Annotated in this window: 5 protein-coding genes, 1 pseudogene and 1 riboswitch; all 6 genes and pseudogenes read left to right on the top strand. The window is 62.9% G+C overall.

Annotation, left to right across the window (positions count from 1 at the left end):
- Window positions 1-966 (top strand): annotated as a pseudogene (locus QZ378_RS11485) (DNA mismatch repair protein MutS); the annotation flags it as partial.
- Window positions 967-1,123: 157 nt separating this feature from the next.
- A riboswitch (Lysine riboswitch) is annotated at window positions 1,124-1,301 on the top strand.
- Between the two features lie 132 nt (window positions 1,302-1,433).
- Window positions 1,434-2,252, top strand: a complete 819-nt coding sequence (locus tag QZ378_RS11480) for a 3-keto-5-aminohexanoate cleavage protein (RefSeq protein WP_087237693.1) — start codon at window positions 1,434-1,436, stop codon at window positions 2,250-2,252.
- A 90-nt stretch (window positions 2,253-2,342) separates the two neighbouring features.
- The gene (locus QZ378_RS11475; RefSeq protein WP_087237695.1) at window positions 2,343-3,386 is read left to right on the top strand and encodes an L-erythro-3,5-diaminohexanoate dehydrogenase; all 1,044 of its coding nucleotides are present in this window, start codon (window positions 2,343-2,345) and stop codon (window positions 3,384-3,386) included.
- 356 nt (window positions 3,387-3,742) lie between these two features.
- Window positions 3,743-4,996 carry a lysine 2,3-aminomutase gene (ablA, locus tag QZ378_RS11470; RefSeq protein WP_087237697.1) on the top strand — a complete coding sequence of 418 codons (1,254 nt, stop codon included), beginning with the start codon at window positions 3,743-3,745 and terminating at the stop codon, window positions 4,994-4,996.
- Between the two features lie 92 nt (window positions 4,997-5,088).
- Window positions 5,089-6,654, top strand: coding sequence for a lysine 5,6-aminomutase subunit alpha (locus QZ378_RS11465; protein WP_291258360.1), 1,566 nt, complete (start codon window positions 5,089-5,091; stop codon window positions 6,652-6,654).
- The coding region (locus QZ378_RS11460) for an OAM dimerization domain-containing protein (RefSeq protein ID WP_291258359.1) at window positions 6,651-7,420 on the top strand (770 nt) is incomplete at its 3' end. The genes QZ378_RS11465 and QZ378_RS11460, both read left to right, overlap by 4 nt.

Here is a 7,420-nt window from a genome sequence, read left to right as displayed (position 1 = left end):
CTGGCCCCCCTGCGGGCGGAGAAGGCCAAGCTGGAGAAGGCCATCCGCATGACCCAGGAGGACAAGCGGGGCCCCCTGCTGGAGAAGCGCCGGGTTCTGGCGGTGGAGGAGGACAAGCTCGAGCTGGAGGTGCGGCAGATGCTCACCCGGAAGCTCATGGTCTGGAAGGACGCCTTCCTGGCCAACATGGAGGCCCTGGGCCACCTGGATCTGATCGTGGCCAAGGCCAAGCTGGCCCTGCGCTACCACTGCGTCCGGCCCGCCCTCAGCACCGACAAGACCATCTCCCTGAAGGGGGTGAGCCACCCCCAGGTGGCGGAGGAGCTGGCGGAGCGGGGCGAGCAGTTCACCGCCCTGGAGCTGGAGCTGGGCCCCGGCTGCACCGTCATCACCGGCGCCAACATGGGCGGCAAGACCGTGTCTCTGCGCTCCACGGTGCTGTCCCTGCTGCTCTGCCAGTGCGGCTTCTTCGTGTTCGCCCAGTCCGCCCGGCTGCCCCTGTTCGACCGGGTGGAGCTGATTCTGGCCGACAGCGGCCCCGGCGCCGGCGGCCTGTCCTCCTTCGGCAAGGAGGTTCACCTGCTGGATCAGCTGCTCCGCAAGACCAGGGATGAGTTCTTCTTCGTGGCCCTGGACGAGTTCGCCCGGGGCACCAACCCCCAGGAGGGCGCCGCCCTGGCCCGGGCCCTGGTGCGCTACCTGGGCACCCTGGACTGCGTGGCCCTCATGACCACCCACTACGACGGCGTGTCCGACGTGGCCGGGGCCCACTACCAGGTGGCCGGCCTGGTGCGGGAGATCGACGGCGACGAGGGGGACGACCCCCGCAAGCGCATCGCCCGGCGGATGGACTACCGCCTGCTGCCCGCCCCGCCGGGGGCCCCCTGTCCCCGGGACGCCCTGCGGGTTTGCCGGCTGCTCAAGCTGGACGACGCCCTCATGGAGCTGTTCCAGGCCGATTTGTAACTGTTCCGGTGGTAAGTATCCCCGTAACTATTTTGACCGGAAAGAGGGGGGAAATCTCCCTTCTTTCCGGCATTTTTTCACTTAAAAATTTTTTCGGAAAAATTGTTGACAAATTTAACTTGTGGGAGTATAGTGTTCTTGTAAAAAATAAATAATACGCATGGATAGAGGCGCGGAGCGCAAGGTACCGGGACAATGACAAGGGCAGGCGAGCCCGATGTGTCCCGGGAATGTACGTTCCGCCGAAGGGGGACGTGAACCGCACAGCCCTCCCCCTGAGCCGCAGGCCCAGTGCTTGCGGATTGTCATGAGTAACATGAAGCGCTATTTGTGTCTGATTGGAGGCCGGAAGGTGTCCGCAGATGCAAGTAGTGTTTTTTTGTGCATGAAGCGCTATCACGTTCCCTTGGGGTGGATGTTATTCTCTTGGCGGACGGGGTGGCGTTATTTTTACGAGGAGGCGTGTTATGGAAAAGCTCATCATTACCGCGGCCATCTGCGGCGCAGAGGTCACCAAGGAAAACAACCCCGCGGTGCCCTACACCGTGGAGGAGATGGTCCGCGAGGCCAAGAGCGCGTTTGACGCGGGCGCGGCGGTCATCCACGTGCATGTCCGCTGGGACGACGGCACCCCCACCCAGGATCGCGAGCGGTTCCGGGTGATCCTGGACGCCATCAAGGAGGCCTGCCCCGGCGTGATCCTGATCCCCTCCACCGGCGGCGCCACCGGCATGACCCCCGAGGAGCGGCTCCAGCCCACCGAGCTCTTCCCCGAGATGGCCACCCTGGACTGCGGCACCTGCAACTTCGGCGACGACATCTTCGTCAACGACATGCCCACCATGCGGGCCTTCGGCAAGCGCATGATCGAGAACCACATCAAGCCCGAGTATGAGTGCTTCGAGATCGGCCACCTGGACACCATCCTCACCATGGCCAAGCGCGGCGAGGTTCCCGGCGGCCCCATGCAGTTCAACTTCGTGCTGGGCGTGTCCGGCTGCACCCCCGCCACCGCCGGCAACCTGGACTACTTAGTGCGGCAGCTGCCCGCCGGCTCCACCTGGACTGCCACCGGCATCGGCCGCAGCGCCTTCCCGCTGGCCGCCATCGCCATCGCCATGGGCGGCAACGTCCGGGTGGGCTTTGAGGACAATATCTACCTGGGCAAGGGCCAGAAGGCCGCCTCCAACGGCGAGCTGGTGGCCAAGGTGGCCCGCATCGCCCACGAGCTGGGCCGTGAGATCGCCACCCCCGAGGAGGCCCGCAAGATCCTGTCCTTGGCATAACCTAGTTGTTCCAATCTCCCCAACCATATATCGAAAAGACCCCAAATCTCCCCAACCGAACCAAAAAGAACGAAACAGGAGGAACTTGCTATGCAGAAGAAAGGCAACAAGTACGGCACCCATCGCGTGATTGAGCCCAAGGGCCTGCTGACCCAGGCTGCCAAGAAGATCGACAACAACATGGACGAGATCTACTCCAACGAGATCCTGTGCGATGTGTCCGCGCTGAACATTGACTCCGCCTCCTTCACCCAGATCTACGAGGCCTGCGAGAAGGATCTGGCCCGTACCGAGCAGATGATTCTGGACATCGTGAACGAGCGCGGCAAGATGCAGAACCCCGTCACCGGCTCCGGCGGCATGTTCATCGGCACCGTCAAGGCCATCGGCGAGGATCTCCAGGGCAAGATCGACCTGAAGGTGGGCGACAAGATCGCCTCCCTGGTGTCCCTGTCCCTGACCCCCCTGAAGATCAACAAGATCAAGGCCATCCACCCCGAGATCGACCGCGTGGACGTGGACGCCCAGGCCATCTTGTTTGAGTCCGGCCTGTATGCCAAGCTGCCCGACGACATGAGCGAGGAGCTGGCCCTGGCCGCCCTGGACGTGGCCGGCGCTCCCGCCCAGACCGCCAAGCTGGTCAAGCCCGGCGACTCCGTGCTGATCCTGGGCGGCGCCGGCAAGGGCGGCATGATGTGCTGCTACGAGGCCATGAAGCGCGTCGGCCCCACCGGCAACGTGGTGGCCCTGGTCATCTGCCAGGAGGACGCCGACCTGCTCAAGAGCATGAACCTGTGCCACCACGCCATCGTGGGCTCCGCCACCGAGCCTGTGGACGTGCTGGAGAAGTCCCTGGCCGCCAACGGCGGTAAGGAGTACGATATCTCCATCCTGATCGTCAACGTGCCCGCCTGCGAGATGAGCGCCATCCTGCCCGTCCGCGACAACGGCACCGTGTACTGCTTCTCCATGGCTACCGACTTCGCCAAGGCTGCGCTGGGCGCCGAGGGCTGCGGCAAGGACGTCACCATGGTCATCGGCAACGGCTACACCAAGGATCACGCCGCCATCACCCTGGCCGAGCTCCGCGAGAATCCCCAGCTGAAGGAGTACTTCGAGAAGAAGTACCTGTAATCGAAAAAGCGGCTCCGCCGCTTTTTCGAGAGATTGCAGCCCGCCGCGCGCAAGTTTTGCCCGCTAAGGCGGCCAAAACTCACACTTGCGGTCTGAGAAGTGTTTTTGACCACGCACATGTCGCGGTCAAAAACGAAATCCTACTTGATTTGTGCCCTGCGGGCACAAACTCTGCGAGGCTTTTATACGTACCATCCACAATCATTTCTTATGTGACATTCCCGCAGCGGCGGCATCGCCGCCGGGCGGCTGGGAATTCCTCCTCCCCAACCCTTCCCCGCCGTCCCCGCGGCCGGTTTCCCCGTCTGTGGCTTCTAATGTCTCCCCAAATCTGATTTAGAAAGGATGACCTTGTTATGGTAGAGTCCCGCCGTAAGATCCTGTTCCCCAACGTGACCGATGAGGAGTGGAATGACTGGCACTGGCAGGTCAAGAACCGTATCGAGACTCTGGAAGATCTGAAGAAGTACATCGAGCTGACTCCCGAGGAAGAGGAAGGCGTCAAGGCCTGCCTGGGTACCCTGCGCATGGCCATCACCCCCTACTACCTGTCCCTGATCCAGCCCGGTGATCCCCATGATCCCGTCCGTCTGCAGGCCATCCCCACCGCCAAGGAGCTGCACCAGGCCGACTCCGACCTGCTGGATCCCCTGCACGAGGATGAGGACTCCCCCGCTCCCGGTCTGACCCACCGCTATCCCGACCGCTGCCTGCTGCTGATCACTGACCAGTGCTCCATGTACTGCCGTCACTGCACCCGCCGCCGCTTCGCCGGCCAGCACGACGCCGGCCTGCCCGTGGATCAGGTGGATCAGGCCATCGAGTACATCCGCAACACTCCCCAGATCCGCGACGTGCTGCTGTCCGGCGGCGACGCCCTGCTGGTGAGCGACGAGCGCCTGGAGTACATCATCGCCAAGCTGCGTGAGATCCCCCACGTGGAGATCGTCCGCATCGGCTCCCGTACCCCCGTGGTGCTGCCTCAGCGCATCACTCCCGAGCTGTGCAACATGCTGAAGAAGTATCACCCCATCTGGCTGAACACCCACTTCAACCACCCCAACGAGATCACCCCCGAGTCCGCCAAGGCCTGCGCCATGCTGGCCGACGCCGGTATCCCGCTGGGTAACCAGAGCGTGCTGCTGGCCGGCATCAATGACTGCGTCTACACCATGAAGAAGCTGGTCAACGAGCTGGTTCGCATCCGCGTGCGCCCCTACTACATCTATCAGTGCGACCTGTCCATGGGCCTGGAGCACTTCCGTACTCCCGTCAGCAAGGGCATCGAGATCATCGAGGCTCTGCGCGGCCACACCTCCGGCTTCTGCGTGCCCACCTTCGTGGTGGACGCCCCGGGCGGCGGCGGCAAGACCCCCGTTATGCCCCAGTACGTCATCTCCCAGACCCCGCACAAGGTCATCCTGCGCAACTACGAGGGCGTTATCACCACCTACACCGAGCCCGAGCACTACACCGACTGCCAGTGCGACTACTGCACCGGCAAGAAGAAGAAGGAGCTCATGGGCGTGGCCGGCCTGGAGCGCGGTCAGGCGCTGTCCATGGAGCCCGCCAACCTGGAGCGTCATAAGCGCTCCCACCACGAGGAATAATCCGACCTCCTCTCTCATGAGCGGGCCGTCGCGTTGGCGGCGGTCCGCTCCCCCCTCTTTTTCACCTAACCTGAGAATGGAAGTGATATACGTTGGAATCTAAGCTCAACCTTGATTTTAAGCTGGTGGAGCAGGCCCGTGCCCACGCCTCCCGCGTGGCCGATGACACCCAGCGCTTTATTGATGAGCGCACCACCTCCACCGTAGAGCGCACCATCTGCCGCCTGCTCGGCATTGACGGCGTGGACGCCCAGGACGTGCCCCTGCCCAACGTGGTGGTGGATCACCTGATGGACAAGAACGCCCTGTCCCAGGGCGCCGCCTTCTGGATCGGCAACGCCATGGTGGAGACCGGCAAGGATCCCCAGGCCATCGCCGAGGATGTGGCCGCCGACAAGCTGGATCTCACCGCCCTGCCCACCCACGGCGAGGCCGAGATCCACGCCGCCCTGGCCCCCATCGTGGAGAAGAGCCTGAGCAAGATCGCCGCCCGCCGCAAGCGCCGCGAGGACTTCATCGCCGCCCACGGCGGTGAGAAGACCGGCCCCTGGATCTACCTGATCGTGGCCACCGGCAACATCTATGAGGACGTGGTGCAGGCCACCGCCGCCGCCCGACAGGGCGCCGACGTCATCGCCGTTATCCGCACCACCGGCCAGTCCCTGCTGGACTACGTGCCCTACGGCGCCACCACCGAGGGCTTCGGCGGCACCTACGCCACCCAGGAGAACTTCCGCCTCATGCGCGCCGCGCTGGACGAGGTGGGCGAGGAGCAGCACCGCTACATCCGGCTGTGCAACTACTGCTCCGGCCTGTGCATGCCCGAGATCGCCGCTATGGGCGCTCTGGAGCGTCTGGACGTGATGCTGAACGACGCCCTGTACGGCATTCTGTTCCGCGACATCAACATGCAGCGCACCATCGTGGACCAGTATTTCTCCCGCGTTATCAACGGCTATGCCGGCGTGATCATCAACACCGGCGAGGACAACTATCTGACCACCGACGACGCCATCACCGCCGCCCACACCGTTCTGGCCTCCCAGTTCCTGAACGAGGCCTTTGCCAAGGACGCCGGTATGCGTGAGGAGCAGATGGGTCTGGGCCATGCCTTTGAAATGGACCCCGCCGTGGAGAATACCTTCCTCTACGAGCTGGCTCAGGCGCAGATGGCCCGCGAGATCTTCCCCAACGCCCCGCTGAAGTACATGCCGCCCACGAAGTTCATGACCGGCAATATCTTCCGCGGCCACATCCAGGATGCCCTGTTCAACATGGTGACCATCCTCACCAACCAGCGGCTGTGCCTGCTGGGCATGATGACCGAGGCCATCCACACCCCGTTCATGTCCGACCGCGCCCTGTCCATCGAGAATGCGCAGTATATCTTCCGCACCATGAAGGATCTGGGCAGCGAGCTGACCTATAAGGAGAACGGCATCATCCGCAACCGTGCCAACGAGGTGCTGACCAAGGCCACCGATCTGCTGAAGGAGATCGAGAAGCTGGGCCTGTTCACCACCATTGAAAAGGGTATTTTCGCCGATGTCAAGCGTCCTAAGGACGGCGGCAAGGGCCTGGCCGGTGTTGTGGTCAAGGACGACAAATACTTCAATCCCTTTGTTGAAGTCATGAAAGGGAAGGTGGCAGCAGAATGAGCAGCGGACTGTATAACACCCATAAGATCGATTTCGATACCACCCTGGACCTGACCCGTCTGAAGCCCTACGGCGACACCATGAACGACGGTAAGGTGCAGACCAGCTTCACCCTGCCCGTCAAGGACGACGAACGCGGCGAGGAGGCTGCCCGTCAGATCGCCAAGAAAATGGGTCTGGACGAGCCCAATGTGGCTTACCACACCCCCCTGGACAAGGAGTTCACCTTCTATGTGGTCTACGGCAGCTGCGTCCACTCCGTAAACTATGAGGATATCCATGTAATCACCGTGGAGTCCGACGTCATGAGCATGGAAGACACCAATGACTACATCCGCGAGCATATCGGCCGCAAGGTCGTTATGGTGGGTGCGTCTACCGGTACCGACGCCCACACCGTGGGCATCGACGCCATCATGAACCGCAAGGGCTTCGCCGGCCACTACGGCCTGGAGCGCTATGAGATGGTGGAGGCCTACAACCTGGGTTCCCAGGTGCCCAACGAGGAGTTCCTCCGCAAGGCCGCCGAGGTCAACGCCGACGTGGTGCTGGTCTCCCAGACCGTCACCCAGAAGGACGTCCACATCAAGAACCTGACCGAGCTCATCGAGCTGGCCGAGGCCGAGGGCGTCCGCGACAAGTACATCTTCTGCTGCGGCGGCGCCCGCATCACCCACGCTCTGGCCAAGGAGCTGGGCTACGATGCCGGCTTCGGCGCGGGCACCTACGCCGACGACGTGGCCACCTTCTGCTCCAAGGAGCTGGT

It is taken from the genome of Flavonifractor sp. (genome assembly GCF_019422385.1).
Classification (GTDB): domain Bacteria; phylum Bacillota; class Clostridia; order Oscillospirales; family Oscillospiraceae; genus Flavonifractor; species Flavonifractor avistercoris.
The sequence above is the reverse complement of the archived record's forward strand: the minus strand, read 5'-3'. Positions and strand labels throughout refer to the sequence as shown.

Coding starts and splice junctions, on each gene's coding strand:
- ablA (WP_087237697.1), top strand. CDS start 3,743: ATGGTAGAGTCCCGCCGTAAGATCCTGTTCCCCAACGTGACCGATGAG.
- QZ378_RS11475 (WP_087237695.1), top strand. CDS start 2,343: ATGCAGAAGAAAGGCAACAAGTACGGCACCCATCGCGTGATTGAGCCC.
- QZ378_RS11480 (WP_087237693.1), top strand. CDS start 1,434: ATGGAAAAGCTCATCATTACCGCGGCCATCTGCGGCGCAGAGGTCACC.